The sequence below is a fragment of the Lactobacillus sp. CBA3606 genome (assembly GCF_002970935.1).
Classification (GTDB): domain Bacteria; phylum Bacillota; class Bacilli; order Lactobacillales; family Lactobacillaceae; genus Lactiplantibacillus.
Genome location: NZ_CP027194.1, coordinates 1,064,793 through 1,083,321, shown reverse-complemented (window position 1 = coordinate 1,083,321; position 18,529 = coordinate 1,064,793). Strand labels below are relative to the sequence as shown.

The 18,529-nt window shown below is 46.0% G+C and carries 14 protein-coding genes and 1 riboswitch; of the genes, 10 read left to right on the top strand and 4 right to left on the bottom strand.

Annotated elements, in window-relative coordinates; all coding sequences use genetic code 11:
• Positions 1-2 precede the first annotated feature (2 nt).
• Together purD and C5Z26_RS05415 are read left to right on the top strand one after the other, a co-directional pair.
• Entirely contained in the window at positions 3-1,238 is a 1,236-nt protein-coding gene (purD, locus tag C5Z26_RS05420) for a phosphoribosylamine--glycine ligase (RefSeq protein ID WP_105448966.1), read from the top strand.
• A 383-nt stretch (positions 1,239-1,621) separates the two neighbouring features.
• Positions 1,622-2,776, top strand: coding sequence for a 5-methyltetrahydropteroyltriglutamate--homocysteine S-methyltransferase (locus C5Z26_RS05415; protein ID WP_105448965.1), 1,155 nt, complete (start codon positions 1,622-1,624; stop codon positions 2,774-2,776).
• A 104-nt stretch (positions 2,777-2,880) separates the two neighbouring features.
• Here C5Z26_RS05415 and C5Z26_RS05410 read toward each other — a convergent pair whose 3' ends face one another.
• The 4 genes from C5Z26_RS05410 to C5Z26_RS05395 all read right to left on the bottom strand — a co-directional run bounded on the left by C5Z26_RS05410 (position 2,881) and on the right by C5Z26_RS05395 (position 8,449).
• Positions 2,881-4,164 (bottom strand): NCS2 family permease, encoded by a 1,284-nt coding sequence (locus C5Z26_RS05410; RefSeq protein ID WP_105448964.1) that lies wholly within the window; start codon positions 4,162-4,164, stop codon positions 2,881-2,883.
• A gap of 204 nt (positions 4,165-4,368) precedes the next feature.
• Positions 4,369-5,706 carry a nucleobase:cation symporter-2 family protein gene (locus C5Z26_RS05405; RefSeq protein WP_105448963.1) on the bottom strand — a complete coding sequence of 446 codons (1,338 nt, stop codon included), beginning with the start codon at positions 5,704-5,706 and terminating at the stop codon, positions 4,369-4,371.
• A gap of 57 nt (positions 5,707-5,763) precedes the next feature.
• Positions 5,764-5,862: riboswitch (purine riboswitch) on the bottom strand.
• A gap of 99 nt (positions 5,863-5,961) precedes the next feature.
• Positions 5,962-7,551 (bottom strand): PucR family transcriptional regulator, encoded by a 1,590-nt coding sequence (locus C5Z26_RS05400; protein ID WP_105448962.1) that lies wholly within the window; start codon positions 7,549-7,551, stop codon positions 5,962-5,964.
• A gap of 208 nt (positions 7,552-7,759) precedes the next feature.
• Entirely contained in the window at positions 7,760-8,449 is a 690-nt protein-coding gene (locus tag C5Z26_RS05395) for a DUF1275 family protein (protein ID WP_370447983.1), read from the bottom strand.
• 417 nt (positions 8,450-8,866) lie between these two features.
• Here C5Z26_RS05395 and pyrR point away from each other — a divergent pair, with 417 nt between their 5' ends.
• From pyrR to pyrE, 8 genes are all read left to right on the top strand, one after another.
• Complete coding sequence (gene pyrR / locus C5Z26_RS05390; protein WP_105448960.1) at positions 8,867-9,406, top strand: bifunctional pyr operon transcriptional regulator/uracil phosphoribosyltransferase PyrR; 540 nt, start codon at positions 8,867-8,869, stop codon at positions 9,404-9,406.
• Between the two features lie 159 nt (positions 9,407-9,565).
• A complete protein-coding gene (locus C5Z26_RS05385; RefSeq protein WP_105448959.1) occupies positions 9,566-10,525 on the top strand; it encodes an aspartate carbamoyltransferase catalytic subunit in 960 nt (319 codons plus the stop codon).
• Positions 10,509-11,801 carry a dihydroorotase gene (gene pyrC / locus C5Z26_RS05380; RefSeq protein ID WP_105448958.1) on the top strand — a complete coding sequence of 431 codons (1,293 nt, stop codon included), beginning with the start codon at positions 10,509-10,511 and terminating at the stop codon, positions 11,799-11,801. Before C5Z26_RS05385 ends, pyrC begins: the two co-directional genes overlap by 17 nt.
• On the top strand, positions 11,798-12,892 hold the full coding sequence (locus C5Z26_RS05375; RefSeq protein WP_105448957.1) for a carbamoyl phosphate synthase small subunit: 1,095 nt from the start codon (positions 11,798-11,800) through the stop codon (positions 12,890-12,892). The genes pyrC and C5Z26_RS05375 overlap by 4 nt, the downstream gene beginning before the upstream one ends.
• On the top strand, positions 12,885-16,061 hold the full coding sequence (gene carB, locus C5Z26_RS05370; RefSeq protein ID WP_105448956.1) for a carbamoyl-phosphate synthase large subunit: 3,177 nt from the start codon (positions 12,885-12,887) through the stop codon (positions 16,059-16,061). The genes C5Z26_RS05375 and carB overlap by 8 nt, the downstream gene beginning before the upstream one ends.
• Before the next feature lie 19 nt (positions 16,062-16,080).
• On the top strand, positions 16,081-16,998 hold the full coding sequence (locus C5Z26_RS05365; protein ID WP_105448955.1) for a dihydroorotate dehydrogenase: 918 nt from the start codon (positions 16,081-16,083) through the stop codon (positions 16,996-16,998).
• Complete coding sequence (pyrF, locus tag C5Z26_RS05360; RefSeq protein ID WP_105448954.1) at positions 16,995-17,717, top strand: orotidine-5'-phosphate decarboxylase; 723 nt, start codon at positions 16,995-16,997, stop codon at positions 17,715-17,717. The genes C5Z26_RS05365 and pyrF overlap by 4 nt, the downstream gene beginning before the upstream one ends.
• A complete protein-coding gene (pyrE, locus tag C5Z26_RS05355) occupies positions 17,710-18,339 on the top strand; it encodes an orotate phosphoribosyltransferase (protein WP_105448953.1) in 630 nt (209 codons plus the stop codon). The genes pyrF and pyrE overlap by 8 nt, the downstream gene beginning before the upstream one ends.
• The last annotated feature ends 190 nt before the right edge of the window (positions 18,340-18,529 follow it).

The following is an 18,529-nucleotide window of genomic DNA, read 5'->3' as shown; positions in this document are numbered from 1 at the left end:
GCATGGCTAAAGTTCTAGTTGTTGGTGGCGGTGGCCGCGAGCATGCCATTGCCAAAGCAATGCTCGCAAGTCCACAAGTGACGACGGTCTATTGTGCACCTGGAAATCCAGGGATGCAGTTGGATCTGATTCAGACCGTTGCAATTGAGGAGCTGGATTTTGCGGCTTTAGTGGCCTTTGCTCACGAAAAGGCGATTGACTTAACGTTCATTGGTCCGGAAGTTCCATTAGCTGCTGGGATTGTCGATGCTTTTCAGGCAGCCGGTTTAACCGTCTTTGGCCCGCAACAAGCAGCAGCTCGCTTAGAAAGTTCGAAAGTTTTTGCCAAACAATTTATGCAACGACATCAGATTCCAACTGCGGATTATCAGTTGTTTCATGACTTAGCGACGGCCTTAACAGCCAGTCGTCAGGGACCATTGCCTCAAGTGATTAAAGTTGATGGCTTAGCGGCGGGCAAGGGCGTCACCGTAGCCACGACATATGACCAAGCAGCGGCAGCCTTAACCCAAGCATTTGCAACGACTGATACGGTCTTAATCGAAGCTTATGTCGCCGGTTTTGAATTTTCACAAATGGTCTTAGTCGGTGGTGAACACTATGTAATGTTGCCAACGGCGCAAGACCATAAACGATTACGTGATCATGATCGGGGGCCCAATACTGGTGGGATGGGCGCTTATTCCCCAGTGCCACAAGTGACACCGGCAATCACTCAAGCCACCATTGATCAGATTGTGGTACCGACGTTGGCCGGCTTAAAAGCGGAGCACTTAAGTTTTGAAGGGGTTATTTATGTCGGTGGGGTGATTACCCCGACTGGGCCGCAAGTGATTGAATATAATTTACGGTTGGGTGATCCGGAAACGCAAATTTTATTACCACAGTTGCAAAGTGATTTTTATCAAGTGATTTTAGCTTTGATCCATCATCAGCAACCTGCAGTGCATTGGCAAACCACGGCGACTTATTTGGGGGTAGTCTTGGCGGCACCCGGCTATCCTGGACCGACTAAAAAGGGGGTTGCGGTGCCAACCTTAGCCGGTGCGGATTACGCTAGTGTCGCTGGAACACCGCAACAGTTGGTTAGTGCAGGCGGCCGGGTGATGATGGTGACGGCACATGCGGCTAATTTAAAGGCCGCGCAAATGGCTGCCTATGCACAACTTGATCAGTTGAACGTCGGGCCCTTAATTTATCGGACCGATATTGGTCAGCAAGGGTTAGCTGAAAAATAAAAAACTGTCGTCACCTTGACAAGCTGGTCAAAACGACTTATAGTTTAATCAACATTTAATCGTAATCTAATATTTGCGTTGAAGAGAAGAGTAAATTTCAAACTTAAGTCGCAGTGACCCCGGCTAGTGCAAACGGGGCTTATAGTTGAAATTGAAGATGAGCTCTGAGCATGTCAGATGGTTCACGCTGTCTGGCCGGTTACAACCGTTAACTTGTCAGGTATCCGCTATTTTGGGTACTGTTGAGGCTAGTTGTGTCAGCAACTGGCGAAGTTAGGGTGGTAACACGCAAAAAATCGTCCCTTTTAATCACAATTGTGGTTAGAAGGGGCGATTTTTTTGATTATTAACATTAAATTAAATTTTAAACGGAGGATTTATTTATGACGACAACAACAGCTTTTACTAAACAAACAACATCCCCATTTCGGTATGACACGGTTGGAAGCTTTTTACGCCCACAAGCTTTAAAGACGGCCCGGGCACAATTTGCCCAAGGCACCATTACCGCTGAACAATTGACGGCGGTGGAAGATCAAGCCATTGTGACCCTGATCAAACAACAAGAGGCAGCGGGCTTAAAGGCTGTGACTGATGGTGAATTCCGGCGTAGTTGGTGGCATTTAGATTTTTTCTGGGGCTTACAAGGAATTGCTAAGAAGACGCTCGATCAAGGGTACGTTTTCCATGATGAAGAAACGCGGGCCGAATCAGCGACGGTTACTGGCAAGTTGGGTGGTGCTAACCATCCGTTTGTTGACCATTTTAAATTTGTCCAAGCACATGTCAGTGCGGGTATTCAAGTCAAGCAGACCTTACCTGCACCGGCGCAATGTTTAGCTGAATTACAACGTCCTGAAAATATAGCGGCTTTACGCCGGGTTTATGCGACTGATGAAGCGGTGGTGGCCGATTTGGCAGCGGCTTATCATCAAGTTCTGTTAGCCTTATATGCAGCTGGTGCACGCACGATTCAACTGGATGATTGTACTTGGGGAATGTTGGCAGGGAACCATGCCAAAGGTGCAGAAACCGGTGCAGTTTCGCAGCGTAACGATGCGGTGTTGACTGAAAATAAACAACTCTACTTAGCGGTTAATAATGCGGCTATTCAAGATTTACCAGCGGATTTAACGATTAATACGCATATTTGTCGCGGTAATTATCATTCAACTTGGGCATCAGCTGGGGGTTACGATACGGTGGCTGACCCATTGTTCAACCATGAGAAGGTGCACGCGTATTACTTGGAATATGACAGTGATCGGGCCGGTGGTTTTGACCCATTACAGTTGGTGAGTGCTGATAAATTGGTGGTGCTCGGTTTAATTACCTCAAAGTCGGGTGAACTGGAAGTACGTCAAACGATTATTGATCGCATTTATGAAGCTGCCAAATACATTCCTTTGGACCGGTTATGTTTAAGCACACAGTGTGGCTTTGCTTCGACCGAAGAAGGCAATGTCTTGACTGAAGCCCAACAATGGGCAAAAATCGCGCTCGTTAAGTCAATTGCGACCGAGGTTTGGGGCGCTTAATTAAGCAAAGTAAGTTAAAAAAGTTGTTGCCAGAATTCAGAACTGCTGGCAGCAACTTTTCGTAGTCGTTCGCAAAAATCAATTTGGCTTGGGTGCTTAATGAGTTAAGCGACAAAAGTAAAATATAAGATGAAGACAACCATCATGGTCCACATTAAGGCATTGACTTCACGCCAACGACCTTTAACTGTCATGGTAATTGGGTAGAAGATAAAGCCAACCGCGAGACCTTCTGAAATACTGTAGGTCAATAACATCATGATCATCGTGAAAAAGGCCGGCACAGCAATTTCAAACTTAGTCCAATCAATATATTGAACATTTGATAGCATTAAAATCCCGACGATAATCAAGGCTGAAGCAGTTACGGCTGAGGTAATTACTGTTAAAACCGGTGAGAAAAAGGCGGCAACAACGAATAAGGCCGCGGCAACGACTGAGGATAGTCCGGTGCGAGCACCGACAGCCACGCCGGAGGTTGATTCAACATAAGCGGTAGTAGGAGAAGTCCCAAAGATAGCACCGATTGTTGTGGCTAAAGCCCCACTAAACAAGGCCTTACCAACGCCTTTAACTTCGCCGGTGTCATGGTTGACCATGCCAGCTTCAGTGGCAACCCCGACTAGTGTTCCTGAAGTATCAAAGAGTCCGATAATGAAGAATGTGAGAATCACGATAATCATTTGAAACGAGTTGATATCGGTTAAATGGGTCAGTGCTTGACCGAAAATCGGTTGTACACTAGGAATACCACTAACAATCCCGGTTGGTAACGGGATGATCTGGAAGATCATGCCCACCGCAGCGGTAATAAACATGCCCCAGAAAATGCCACCAGTCACGTTCGCTGTAACTAACATCACCCCAACGACAATCCCGAAAATGGCCAATAAAACAGTCGGATTATGCAAGTTACCCAAAGCGACCGCATTGGACTTGTTAGCAACAATAATGCCGGAAGTTTGCAACCCAGAAAAGGCGATGAATAAGCCGATGCCGGCAGAAACCGCATATTTCAACGCACTTGGAATCAAGTTGATTAGTTGGTCGCGTAATTTAGAAAGGGTTAATAAAATGAATAAAATCCCAGCGACAAATACCCCCGCTAAGGCAGTTTGCCATGGAATATGCCATTCTTGGACGACGGTATAAGTGAAGAAGGCATTTAAGCCCATTCCAGGTGCTAACGCAACGGGGAAATTTGCGACTAACCCCATCAATAAGCAACCGACAATTGCGGCCAAGACGGTAGCTGTGAAGACGGCGGACTTGTTCATGCCGGCACTTCCCAATAGTTCGGGGTTTACGGCAAGGATGTAAGACATGGCTAAGAAGGTCGTCAGCCCACCGACCAATTCGGCCCGGACAGTTGTGCGACGTTGCTTCAAATGAAATAATTGCTCTAAAATAGTGGTCCACTCCTAACGTAGTAAAAACTTAACAATTCAACAATTATCCAGTATAACATAGTGGTTTCAGGTTAAGCAGCACAAACTGATTTTTGGCAACCATGATAACAAAAAAATTGCGATCAGAAGTCATGAAATTCTGATCGCAATTTTTTCAGTTGTCTAAAGCTTGTTAGTGCACCATTAGTGATCAGTTTCATTTAGTCCAACCGCTTCGTCATCGATCTTTTTTTCAGCAGCATGCCGATTAAAGAGGAGATTGAGTAAGACGGCTGCTAAGCTACCAACGACGACCCCGTTGCTTAACATGATTTGCAAGGCATTGGGTAAAAATTGGAAAATGTTTGTTTGGACGGTAACGCCTAACCCTAATCCAATTGAAACGGCAGAAACCAATAAGTTATTGTTGTTTTGAAAATCAACTTGCGCCAACATCCGAATACCTTGAATACCGACAATCCCGAACATGACGACCATGGCACCCCCTAAAACTGGCGCCGGAATGACCGTTGCTAAAGCACCGACTTTTGGTAATAAGCCGAGTAAAACTAGGAAAGCGGCAGAAAAGTAAATTGGTTTACGTGTTTTGACGCCGGATAATTGAACGACGCCGACATTTTCAGAGAAAGTAGAGTAAGGGAAGGTGTTGAACAAACCACCCAAGATAACGGCTAAGCCCTCGGCACGATAACCACGTTTTAAGTCATCGCCCTCAATTTTACGCCCGGTGATATCGCCTAATGCGAAGAAGACACCGGTTGATTCAACCATAGTGGTTAAGGAAACTAAAATCATGGTCAAAATTGACGACCATTCAAAGTGTGGCGTGCCGAAGTAGAATAAAGTTGGCAAGTGGAACCAACTGGCAGCGGCAACGGGCTTTAAAGACACCATCCCGAAGGCTCCGGCCAGTAAAGTTCCAGCCAGAATCCCGATTAGGATGGCGACGGACTTCATAAACCCTTTAGCAAAGACACTGATGAGTAAAATAATCGCAATCGTTAAGAATCCAATTCCTAAGGCTGGCAAGCTACCAAAGTTTTTAGCACTGGTATCACCGCCACCCAAGTTTTCAAAGGCGACTGGGATTAAAGTAAACCCGATAATCGTAATTAATGATCCGGTGACGACCGGAGGAAATAAGCTTTTAATTTTAGAGAATAGGCCCGCAATTAAGAAGATGAAGATTCCGGCGCCAATAATTGAGCCGTACATTGTCCCCAAACCATAAGTTTTACCAATCTGGATTAAGGGATTGACCGCTTGGACGGCACAGCCTAAAACGACTGGTAGTCCAATCCCGGTTAATGGTGTGCGCTTTAATTGTAAGAAAGTTGCAATACCACACATAAAAATATCAATTGAAACTAAATAAGTCATTTGTTGCGCGCTAAAATGCAGGGCGGCACCAATCAATAAGGGCACTAAAACGTCACCAGAATACATCGCTAATAAATGTTGAAAACCTAAAATCGCCGCTTTGACATTGGAGATTTTAGGGGTTGCAATGGTCTCTTTCAAAAAATCTTCCTCCTCAATTCTGCGAATATGCCCGAAAAAAAGGACACCCCGGCAAACGGGATGTCCTCGTTTGCTTATAGTCCAGTGTTTACGGCACTGGGTAGAAACTCGTCATCCATATCATGACATTATATAGGCAATTACTCGTATTAGAATGGGATAAGTTTAGCATAGATGAAAACCGAATACAAACGGAATCGAACAAATTAATGTTCGTGAAATCGTCACAAGCACTCCCGGCAAAAATGAAAACGTTCACTTTTTTACCTGTTGATGGTGCCAAAGTAAAACAGCCATTTCAAGCGTCTGCGTTTGTTCAGGGTCATCCAAGGTCAGCATCAGCATTTTTTCAATTTTCTTTAAGCGATAAATAACGGTGTTACGGTGAATCGACAGATGACCGGCAACTTCGGCAATATTTTGATGATAGTAAAAGAAGCCGTATAACGTATTTAATAGGTTCAGTTGTTCGCTGGCACTCACGCCCCCAACTAACCCACCTAAAACGCGCTCGACAAAAGATTTTGCTTCATTATGTGGAATCAATGAAATCAGTTCTTTGACGTATTTCGGACGATAAATCGTGACCGCTTGTTGACTTTGTCGGCTTAAAGCCAACGCTTCAGCGGCTTCATTATAAATGGTGGCTAGTTCAGTTAACGGTAAGGTGGAGTAGCTATAACCGGCTATCAGGCGCGCGGGTTTTGTCAGCCGTGGTTGAATGAAGTTGACTAGTGCTAATAAAAAGTGTTGGGCATTTTGGCGCTCATTAATCAGTAGTACCAGTTGTTGTTTGAGTGAAAAAGCAATGACTGGTGTCTGATATTCTTTAATAAACCACAATGTTAGCTGCTGAACTTGTTCCAACAAGGCATTGCTCAAGAGTGTTTGGTGCGGTGTCGTCACTAGAATGGTTGCACAGTGGAACTTCGTGCTTGGGTCAATCTCGCGACTCTTCAAAGTTTTATGAATCAAGTCATTAGAAATGCCGCCGTCCATAACATTCAAATAGAAGCCACTTTGGTTACGAAATGCAGATTCGTTTAACATATCAGTACGGCTATTCACGAAGCTGAGGGTATTTAAGACGATTTGGGCTAACATCTGGTCAGTGGAGTTAGTGGCATCGAAATTTAAAATACCGATGAACGCTTTATTTTCTTTATAAGCAGAAAATAAAGGGTGAATCGTAATGGATTGACCTTGATAGTCTAAAGTTAATCGGGTATGTAAATTTAAATAATCGATATTGGTTTCGGTGCGTAAATAATGTGTTAATGTGTGACGTGTCATGGGTAAGTCTTCTGAAGCACTGACCACGCGAAAATGACTGTCCATTAAAAATAGTGGATGCGTAATTAAGTCACTGCATTTATTCAAGACCGTGGCATACGACGGATCTTTCAATAATAAGTCCGCTAAGGTTTGATTGACTTGAACGATGCGACTCAACTCATCTGTTTGGGAGCTGAGAATAATGGTGAGCATTTTACGCATCGTTGTTGAGATTAATTCGGTAGCGGGAGTCACAATAATGGGAAAATCAAGGGTGTTAGCTAATGCCATCACAGCAGCTGGCAGGTGGTCCAAAAAGCGTTGATCCTTTACCCCTAGGCCGGCACAATTGGCGTGGTGCATTGCTTGAATTAGCGTTGCCGGGTCAGTCGTGGCATTAGTAAAGGGATAACCATTAGTAATGAGAAACTGATGGGCTTTTAAATAGTTAGCAACGTCGGGTGATTCAATCATCCCAATACTGTGAATTTCTCGGTTGAGTCCCTGAGTACCTGCAATGACCCGCATCTGATGCATGGATGGGGTTTGTAATAAAGTTTGTAAACGCATGCAATCCCCCTAAAATTGGTTATCTTTCACAAGTAGTATACCGATAATTTGGCAGTTTGACTATATTTAAATGAAAATAAGATTAAAAAATGATGAATTGTTTTAGCTGAAAGTTAGTTGGGTTAATGATGCGACGGCTGTTAGCGCTAAAAAAACTAATCACGGCAAGAATTTACAAAATTCCGGTCGTGATTAGTTTTTTAAGTGGCTAATGCTTCCATTGCCGTTGTTGTTGCCGCTGATGACGCCATAGAATTAAGCCCAATAGGCCGACTACCGGACCAAGCAAGGTATAATCTTTAAGCAGTGGTGCTAATAGGCCAATCAGGACGGCCCCAAGACCGAAACTTCCCATAGTAAGGAGCATATCTAAAGCTTGGACCCGTGCTGCTTGGTCATGATGGCGGATGCCCGCATCTAAGGCAGTTGCTAGCGTGCGAAAACGGTCAGTTAAAAGACTGCTCGTTAAGGTTGTCGCTTTTAGGGTCTGGAAAGTGTGAACTTGAACGGCCGCCGCTAACGCTAATAAACCGACCAAGACCACTTCTGGTAACCACGTCATGAAAAGCGTTGTTAGCACTAAAATAAGCAATTCTGACCAGAGTAAGCCAGTAGTTGGTTGATAATGCTTACGAACTTGATAGGTGTGTAAGCGCCGAACTAAGACCGTTCCGAGCATAAAAGCGAGCATCGCTACCATGTAATTGCCTAACCGAGTGAAGTTTAGTTGGCCGAGCTGTAAACCGAGTAACATTAAGTTTCCCGTTTGGAAGCCAGCAAAGACGGCGCCGTGCTCCAAGTAAGTGTAAGCTTCTAAAGCTCCCGCTACTAGCATTAAGCCGCTACCGAACAAGAGCTGCTCGCGGGCGGGATTAGTGCGCTGTTTCAATTTAGTCACCTCAGTAAATTTGTTGTTCATTTAGTATAGCGTAAGCCGAGCGATTTAAGCTGACGACATCCAGATAATACTGGGTGCAACTGGGATGAAAGTCAGTAACGACGGGCATTAGGCCGCTAATTAAAAGTCTTTAAAGAAATGCGTAATCGGAAATTTTGACCGAACCGGTAGGCCGAAATTCGGGTTGATAGTGGTGATAATGATAGTAGGACTTGGTCTTGCCAACTTGGAATCTTTCCTTGACAGGCTACTGACATTTAGTTACACTTAGTGAAATTAAAGAGCACCTTTAAATTAGTCCTGTGAGGCTAACAAGGGGAACGGTAACTAGGAGTCTCCCACGCTTTTCGCAGGAAAAACGGGGGGACTTTTTTCTTTTCCCCGCACCGCCCAATAAAATGAATGGAGCTGACTATTATGGCACGAGAAGTCGTTGATGCAATGACGATGCGCCGCGCGTTAACGCGGATTACGTACGAAATTATTGAACAAAATAAAGGCGTTGGTAATTTGGTCTTTATCGGGATTAAAACCCGGGGGATTTTTTTGGCGCAACGGTTGGCGCAACGTCTAAAGCAATTAGAAGGCGTCGACGTGCCAGTTGGTTCATTAGATATTACCTTATACCGCGACGATCATCATGCGATTGATGTTCAGGGACAAGCCCGCTTAAATGGCGCTGAAATTCCAGTTGATATTAATGGCAAGCATATTATTTTAGTCGATGATGTGTTATTTACCGGGCGGACGGTGCGTGCCGCATTAGATGCCTTGATGGATCAAGGTCGGCCAGCCAAAATTTCACTAGCTGTCTTAGTTGATCGTGGTCATCGGGAATTGCCAATTCGGCCAGACTTTATTGGTAAGAACATTCCGACGGCGTTAGATGAACAAGTGAGCGTCGCCTTAGAAGAACATGATGGTCATGACGGTATCGCTATCGAAAAATTAGAATAATGAATTGAATAATTAACCATTTAATTGTTTCCAGAGAGGAACGAAACGGTTGACCATGCGTGGTCATTTTAATCGGAGTCTAACCTCTTTGCAAACAAATTTGCAACGGGGTTAGACTTTTTTCTTAGGCTAAAAATAATGAGGAGACGGCAAAAGAGCATGCAAACAACGACTAATTTAGTAAGTGTTGATCAATTTAGTAACACCGATGTGATGACCTATATTCATTTGGCGCAAGCGTTCAAACGGGGGTTAACGGTATCGTTAAAGCAACCGGTCTACGCCATGAATTTGTTTTTTGAGAACAGTACGCGGACCCATACCAGTTTTGAGATGGCCGAACGCCGCTTAGGGGTACAGGTTATTCCGTTTGACCCGCAAACGAGTTCCGTCACTAAGGGTGAAAGTTTATTAGATACGCTTAAAACGGTGGCCGCAATCGGGGTTAATTTAGTCGCCATTCGCCACCCTAAAGATCACTATTATGATGCTATCGTGGCGGCAAAGTTATCGTTGAGCTTGATTAATGCTGGCGATGGCAGTGGTCAACATCCATCGCAATCCTTATTAGATATGTTAACGATTTATGAAGCCTTTGGTCATTTTAAAGGATTGAAAATTGCCATTGTGGGTGATTTACAGCACTCACGGGTAGCCCGCTCAAACATGATGTTATTAACCCAGCTAGGGGCAGAAGTGTACTTTAGTGGACCCAAAGCATGGTATAACAGTGATTTTGCTACCTATGGGACGTATCGGCCGCTTGATGACTTAGTTGGTCAGATGGATGTCATGATGTTATTACGGGTGCAACACGAACGTTTAACTCAAGTGAATAATGCCGCTTTTGATGCGACGACTTATCATCAACAGTATGGGTTAACGGTGGCGCGAGCGGCTAAGATGCCGGCGCAGGCAATTATCATGCATCCAGCACCGGTTAATCGGGGCGTCGAATTAGCCAGTGAGTTGGTTGAAGCGCCACAATCCCGTATTTTTCAACAGATGACTAACGGGGTTTATGTTCGGATGGCAATGGTTGCTAAGTTGTTAGGTCAGCAAGGGTTGCTCGATGCGACCCAATTAGAAAAGGAGTCCGTCGATGTCAACCTTAATTAAAAATGCACAAATTTTAGTAGCTGGTCAACTAACGACCCAAGATATTTTAATTCAAGCCGGTCGGATTAAAGCCATCGGCCAACAGTTGAATCAGCAATATGGGGCTGCTGACCAATTGATTGATGCGACTGGTCAGCTCGTTATTCCCGGGTTGGTGGATGTTCATGTACACTTACGCGACCCAGGCTTGACGGCTAAAGAGACCATTGCCACGGGAACGATGGCGGCAGCTCACGGTGGCTTTACAACCATTGGTGCCATGCCGAATGTGGCGCCGGTTCCGGATACACCGGCAAAAGTAGCCGCAATGGTGACCGCTAATGCTGAAAAAGGGCATATCCATGTGGCCCAATATGCCAGCATTACCACTGAGCGGACCGGCGATAAATTAGTTGACTTTGCTGGCGTTAAACAAGCCGGTGCGTTCGCGGTAAGTAACGATGGGTCCGGCGTTCAAACCGCGGGAACCATGTATCAAGCCATGTGTGGCGCTGCTAAAGCGGGCTTAACGTTAGCGGCCCATGTTGAAGATGATTCCTTAACTTATGGTGGTGTGATGAACGCCGGTCCGGTGGCTGATCGGTTAGGGTTACCGGGAATTATGGGGATTTCAGAATCTGCCCAAATTGCACGCGATGTCTTGTTAGCGGAAGCCAGTGGGGTGCATTATCACGTGTGTCATGTTTCTACAGCAGCTAGTGTGCGGGTGATTCGTGACGCCAAACGAGCTGGGATTAATGTGACGTGTGAAGTTTCGCCCCATCACTTATTATTAACGGATACGGACATTACGGCCGATAATCCGATGTTGAAGATGAATCCGCCATTACGGTCACCGCAAGATCGCGCCGCTTTAATTGCGGGGTTGCTCGATGGGACCATTGATATGATTGCGACGGATCATGCGCCACATACGGATGCGCAAAAAGCGGGTTCAATGCGGACCGCGGCTTTTGGCATTACAGGTCTCGAAACGGCATTTGCCACGTTGTACACCGCTTTAGTTAGGACCCGTTTGTTAACACTAGGTCAATTAGTGGCCTTGATGAGCACCCGGCCCGCCCAATTATTTGGGTTAAAACAAGCTGGTCGACTAGCTCCCGGGGTTCCTGCGGATATTGCCATTATTAATTTGGATCAAGCCTATGAGATTAAAGCCGATCAAATGCAATCGAAGGGCCATAATTCACCCTTCATTGGTTGGCAAGTTTATGGTCAAGTATTAATGACCTTGGTGGACGGTCAGGTAGTTTATGGAAAGGAACGGCAAGCATGAAACGATATTTAGTCTTAGCGGATGGGACAATTTATCCCGGTACCGCTTTTGGGGCGCCAACGGTTGCACTCGGTGAGTTAGTTTTTAATACCGGAATGAGTGGTTACCAAGAATCGATTACTGATCAATCTTACAATGGTGAAATTTTGATGTTTACCTATCCTTTAATTGGTAATTATGGGATTAATCGTGATGACCATGAATCAATAACGCCAACTTGTAAAGGGGTGGTTGTGCATGAACTTGCCCGCCGTGCCAGCAATTGGCGTAGTGAAATGTCGTTGGATGATTACTTGAAAATGACCGGAATTCCTGGGATTACGGGGATTGATACGCGGGCAGTGACAAAACATATTCGAACGATGGGGGCAATGAAGGCGACCATTGTGGATACGGTTAAACCAGATACTGTGACGCGACTACAAGCCACGGTCTTAAACGCGGCAGTTGTGGCTGAAAGTTCTACCACTAATGCCTATCCAAATCCAGCGACTGGACCAAATGTGGTCGTGGTTGATTTCGGTTTGAAACATTCTATTTTGCGAGAATTAGCTAAACGGCAATGTAACGTGACCGTATTACCGTACAATACGACGGCCAGTCAAATTTTAGCTTTAAATCCAGATGGGGTCATGTTAACGAATGGCCCAGGTGATCCTAAAGCGGTACCTGCCGCGTTGACGATGATTCGGGAAGTGGAAAAGCACGTGCCACTCTTTGGAATCTGTTTAGGCCACCAGTTATTTGCTTTAGCAAATGGTGCCGATACGTTCAAAATGAAATTTGGACATCGAGGCTTCAATCATCCGGTGCGAGAAATTGCGACGGGGCGAATTGACTTTACGTCTCAAAATCATGGTTATGCGGTGGATCGCGCTTCTTTAGCCCAAACCGACTTGATGATCACGCACGAAGAAATTAATGATGGCACCGTTGAGGGCGTTAGACATCGGCATTATCCGGCCTTTTCAGTGCAATATCATCCGGATGCTGCCCCAGGTCCGCATGATGCTGACCATATCTTTGATGAATTTATTGATTTAATGGCAGCCCAACCAAAGACACAGAAAGGAAGCAATTTCAATGCCTAAACGCACAGATATTCATAAAATTATGGTCATCGGTTCGGGGCCCATTATTATTGGGCAGGCGGCTGAATTTGATTATTCTGGGACGCAAGCTTGCTTAGCTTTAAAAGAACTTGGCTATGAAGTCGTCTTAGTTAATTCAAATCCCGCGACTATTATGACGGACAAAGAAATTGCCGATCAGGTTTACTTAGAACCCATTACCTTAGAGTTTGTTTCACAAATTCTGCGTAAGGAACATCCGGATGCCATTCTCCCAACTTTAGGTGGGCAACAAGGTTTAAATATGGCGATGGAATTAGCAGATTCCGGTATTTTAACGGCACTAAAAATTGAATTATTAGGCACTAAATTAAGTGCGATTGACCAAGCAGAAGATCGTGAGAAATTCAAAGAGTTGATGGAAACTTTGGGTGAACCGGTCCCAGCTTCGGGGATTGCTTATACGGTTGAAGACGCCGTGTCTTTCGCAACAACGACCGGCTATCCGGTCATCGTGCGCCCGGCCTTTACTATGGGTGGCACTGGTGGTGGGATTGCTGAAAATGAAGCTGATTTACGGACGATCGCTGAAAATGGGTTGGCATTGTCGCCAGTGACTCAAGTCTTGATTGAACAAAGCATTGCCGGGTATAAGGAAATTGAATTTGAAGTCATGCGAGATGCGGCCGATAATGCGATGGTGGTTTGCAACATGGAAAATTTCGATCCCGTGGGAATTCATACGGGGGATTCGATTGTGTATGCGCCCGTCCAAACCTTATCTGATCGTGAAGTGCAACGATTACGGGATGCGTCGTTAAAGATTATCCGAGCGTTAAAAATTGAAGGGGGCTGTAATGTTCAACTTGCCTTAGACCCCAACAGTTTCAACTATTATATTATCGAAGTGAACCCCCGGGTGAGTCGGTCATCAGCCTTAGCTTCTAAGGCGACTGGGTATCCCATTGCGAAAATGGCCGCCAAAATTGCGGTTGGGTTGCACTTGGATGAAATTAAAAATCCGGTTACTGGTACCACGTATGCGGAGTTTGAACCGGCATTGGATTATGTGGTTTGCAAGATTCCACGGTGGCCGTTTGATAAGTTTACCCATGCTGACCGCCGGCTGGGAACCCAAATGAAAGCCACTGGCGAAGTGATGGCCATTGGCCGCAATATTGAAGAAGCGACGTTAAAAGCGGTGCGCTCCTTAGAAATTGGTCATACTTATATTGATGACCCGGCATTAGCAACGGTCGACGACGATACACTTAGTGATAAGTTGATTCATGCACAAGACGATCGGTTATTTTACTTAGCCGCCGCGATTCGCCGGGGATATCAGATTGAAGATTTAGCAGAGCTAACTAAGATTAATGTGTTCTTCTTGGATAAATTATTACATTTGATTGAACTTGAACGCGCGTTAACCGCGCAGCCGGATAATCTGGAAATTCTGACGACAGCTAAACAAAATGGGTTTGCGGATGCGACAGTGGCCGACTTATGGCATGAAACGGTCGATACAGTTCGGCATTTCCGGCAAGCCAATCAGTTAACGCCAGTTTATAAGATGGTGGATACTTGTGCGGGCGAATTCGCTTCTACAACACCATACTACTATGGCACGTATGAGACTGAGAATGAAAGTCAGGTTAGTGCCCGCCAATCGGTCTTAGTTCTCGGTTCTGGACCGATTCGGATTGGTCAAGGTGTGGAATTTGATTATGCCACGGTTCATTCAGTCAAAGCGATTCAACAGGCTGGTTATGAAGCGATTATTATGAATAGTAATCCAGAAACAGTTTCAACCGATTTCTCGATTTCCGATAAACTATATTTTGAACCTTTGACCTTAGAAGATGTCTTGAATGTGATTGATTTGGAACAGCCCTTAGGGGTTATCGTGCAATTTGGTGGTCAGACTGCGATTAACTTAGCCGCGCCGTTAGCAAAACGTGGTGTTAAAATCCTTGGGACTAGCGTGGCGGATGTGAACCGTGCTGAAGACCGGGATGAATTTGATCGGGTAATTAAACAATTACAGATTCCACAACCAGCTGGCGATACAGCTAGTGATGAGGCGACGGCATTGGCGATTGCGGACCGCTTAGGCTATCCGGTCTTGGTCCGGCCAAGTTATGTATTAGGCGGTCGTGCCATGGAAATCGTTAAAAAGCGGGCGGATTTGGATTATTACATGCACAATGCGGTCCAAGTCTCGCATGACCATCCGGTATTGGTGGACCGCTATTTAGTCGGTAAAGAATGTGAAGTGGATGCCATCTGTGACGGTGAAACGGTCTTAATTCCAGGCATTATGGAACATATCGAACGAGCGGGTGTCCATTCAGGCGATTCGATGGCTGTTTATCCACCACAATCACTTTCAGCGGCGGTCCAGCACCAAATTGTGACTTATACGAAACAATTGGCTTTGACGTTAAATTGCATCGGTATGATGAATATCCAATTTGTCATTCACGATGAGCAAGTGTATGTGATTGAAGTCAATCCCCGGGCTAGTCGGACAGTGCCATTTTTAAGTAAGGTGACCGGCATTCCAATGGCTCGAGTGGCAACGCGCGTTATCTTGGGACAAACGTTGCAAGCACAAGGCTATGCCTCAGGTTTAGTCCAACCGGGGCCACTTGTGCACGTTAAAGCGCCAGTATTCTCATTTTCCAAGTTGAACCGTGTTGACAGTCTGTTAGGACCAGAGATGAAGTCTACTGGTGAAGTGATGGGGAGTGATCAGACGATGGCAAAAGCGCTATATAAAGCTTTTGAAGCGGCGAAACTGCATGTCCCAAGTCATGGCAATGTCTTGATTACGGTGCGTGATGATGATAAACCCGAAGCGCGGCAATTAGCACAACGTTTCCACGAACTGGGATTCCAATTAATGGCGACCACTGGGACCGCCACGGACCTAATGGCCGCCGGTTTGCCCGTCAAAGTGGTCAATAAAATTGCGACCGGTGAGCATGACTTACGCCATCAAATGGAGGCGGGCCAAGTTCAAGTGGTGATTAATACCGTTTCAGATGAAGAACAAGCGGAAAATGATGGCACGTTGATTCGTAATACGGCGATTGCCCATGGTATTCCGTTGTTTACCGCCTTAGATACAGTTGCCGCAATTTTGCAAGTCTTAGAATCACAATCATTTGTGACGCAAGCCTTATAAATAGGAAAAGGGGATCAACATGGAACGATTAGCAGTTAATTTAGCAGGGGTACCGTTTAAAAATCCAGTGATGCCTGCCAGTGGGACGGCCGCTTATGGTCAAACGATGGCGCAACAATTAGCACTGGGCGATTTGGGTGGATTCGTGATAAAATCCACGACCGCGCAACCTCGCGTGGGTAATCCACGGCCAACAACTGCCGTGACGTCGGCTGGTTGGTTGAATGCGATTGGGTTGAAAAATCCAGGTATCGAAAATGTGCTGGCGGAAAAGTTACCATGGCTAGCGGCGCATTACCCAGACTTACCAGTCGTGGGAAGTGTGGCCGGTAACACGTTTGACGAATACGTGACGGTAGCGCAACAAATGGCAATGGCGCCGAACGTTAAATTACTGGAAATTAATATTTCATGTCCCAATGTTGATCACGGTGGCTTGGCATTTGGGACTGACCCAGCCGTGGTGGAAGCTTTAACACGCCAAATTGTGACGGCTGTCGATAAACCTGTTTTTATGAAGCTAACGCCAAATGTAACGGCAATTGTCCCAATTGCGCAAGCCGCTGAAGCTGGCGGGGCTGCCGGATTAACCATGATTAATACGCTAACGGGGATGGGAATCGATTTGCAGACCCGACAACCCATCTTAGCGCATGGCACTGGTGGCTTATCTGGCAAAGCCATTCATCCATTAGCTGTGCGGATGATTCATGAAGTTCGGCAACATACCAAGTTACCAATTATCGGTGTCGGGGGTGTCTTTACGCCAGCTGATGTATTGGAATTTTACTTAGCCGGTGCCAACGCAGTTCAAGTTGGCGCAGCGACGTATGGGCAACCGACCGCCTGTACGGCTATTATTGCGGGCTTGCCCGCAGCAATGGATCAATATGGGATTACGAGCTTAACCCAATTGATTTCGGAGGTGCAAGGATGAGGCGACCAGTTATAATTGCTTTGGATTTTCCAACTGCAACGCAGGCGTTAGCTTTTTTAGACCGTTTTCCAGCGCAGTTATCATTAACGGTCAAAGTGGGTATGGAACTCTTTTACGCTGCCGGACCACAGATTGTAACAGCCATTGAGGCCCGGGGACATGCGGTGTTTTTAGATTTAAAGCTTCATGATATTCCGCATACGGTGGGGGCGGCGATGCAAGTCATTGGCCGGTTAGGCGTTCGTTATACGACGGTGCATGCCGCCGGCGGAGCAGCTATGTTGACGGCAGCCAAACAGGGCTTGGTCGCGGGAGCCGCTGAACGTGGGTTACCAGCACCGCAGTTATTGGCGATTACCCAACTGACATCGACCAGTCAAACTATGTTGAATCAAGACCAACGAATTCCAGGGACGGTTGCTGCTAGCGTGGTGCACTATGCACAATTAGCTCAGACGAGTGGGTGCGACGGGGTCATTTGTTCCGCTCAAGAAGTGGCCGCAATTCATGCCGCCGTTGGTTCGGATTTTATCGGTATTACGCCAGGAATTCGGCCGCAAACAGCAGCGACTGATGATCAACAACGGGTGATGACACCAGCAGCAGCGGCACAAGCCGGTAGTGATGGCTTAGTTATTGGCCGGCCGATTACGCAAACCGCTGACCCCTATCAAGCGTATCAACAAATTTTAACTGAATGGAGTGCTAGCAATGACTGAAATAGCAGCAACAATTGCCACAGATTTATTAACAATTAAGGCGGTCACGTTACGTCCTAATGACCCATTTACTTGGGCTAGTGGGATTCACAGCCCCATTTACACCGATAATCGCTTAACGATTTCGTATCCTCAGGTACGCCAACATATTGCTGCTGGGATTGCTGCGGTGATTCGCGCGCAATATCCTGAAGCCCAAGTGATTGCGGGTGTCGCTACTGCCGGTATTCCACATGCGGCTTGGGTGGCACAACTCCTGGATTTACCATTGATTTATGTCCGTTCTAAGCCTAAGGATCATGGCGCTGGCCGTCAGATTGAAGGGGTCCTTAAACCTGGGGCTAAAGTTGTCATGTTGGATGATTTAATCTCTACCGGTGGGAGCGTGCTCCAAGCAGCTAAAGCGGTTCAAGCCGCTGGGGGCGAAGTTTTAGCGGTCGGTGCCGTTTTTAGTTATGAACTGGCTGCCGCCACGCAAAATTTTGCCGCTGCCAACTTGCCATTGTTTAGCTTGTCGAACTATACCACGTTAATTAAAGTTGCCCGGGCTGCCAATTATATTGATGACCAAGAGTTAGCTTCATTACATGCCTGGCGGGAAGATCCGGCCGCTTGGGCCTAATGATTTAAACTAAAAAAGTTAGTAAGCCCCCAAGCTTGGCTCAATAGCCAAATTTGGGGGCTTTATTGTCGGCAAATGGCCCGTTTTTTGCTGGTGAAAAACTGCTGGTAACGTCCTTTTTTTGTCGGCGTAACTATGCGATAATTAGACTTAATTAGTAGAACGTTTGTTCAGATTGAGGGAGGTTATT

Coding starts and splice junctions, on each gene's coding strand:
- purD (WP_105448966.1), top strand. CDS start 3: ATGGCTAAAGTTCTAGTTGTTGGTGGCGGTGGCCGCGAGCATGCCATT.
- C5Z26_RS05415 (WP_105448965.1), top strand. CDS start 1,622: ATGACGACAACAACAGCTTTTACTAAACAAACAACATCCCCATTTCGG.
- C5Z26_RS05400 (WP_105448962.1), bottom strand. CDS start 7,551: ATGCGTTTACAAACTTTATTACAAACCCCATCCATGCATCAGATGCGG.
- pyrR (WP_105448960.1), top strand. CDS start 8,867: ATGGCACGAGAAGTCGTTGATGCAATGACGATGCGCCGCGCGTTAACG.
- C5Z26_RS05385 (WP_105448959.1), top strand. CDS start 9,566: ATGCAAACAACGACTAATTTAGTAAGTGTTGATCAATTTAGTAACACC.
- pyrC (WP_105448958.1), top strand. CDS start 10,509: ATGTCAACCTTAATTAAAAATGCACAAATTTTAGTAGCTGGTCAACTA.
- C5Z26_RS05375 (WP_105448957.1), top strand. CDS start 11,798: ATGAAACGATATTTAGTCTTAGCGGATGGGACAATTTATCCCGGTACC.
- carB (WP_105448956.1), top strand. CDS start 12,885: ATGCCTAAACGCACAGATATTCATAAAATTATGGTCATCGGTTCGGGG.
- C5Z26_RS05365 (WP_105448955.1), top strand. CDS start 16,081: ATGGAACGATTAGCAGTTAATTTAGCAGGGGTACCGTTTAAAAATCCA.
- pyrF (WP_105448954.1), top strand. CDS start 16,995: ATGAGGCGACCAGTTATAATTGCTTTGGATTTTCCAACTGCAACGCAG.
- pyrE (WP_105448953.1), top strand. CDS start 17,710: ATGACTGAAATAGCAGCAACAATTGCCACAGATTTATTAACAATTAAG.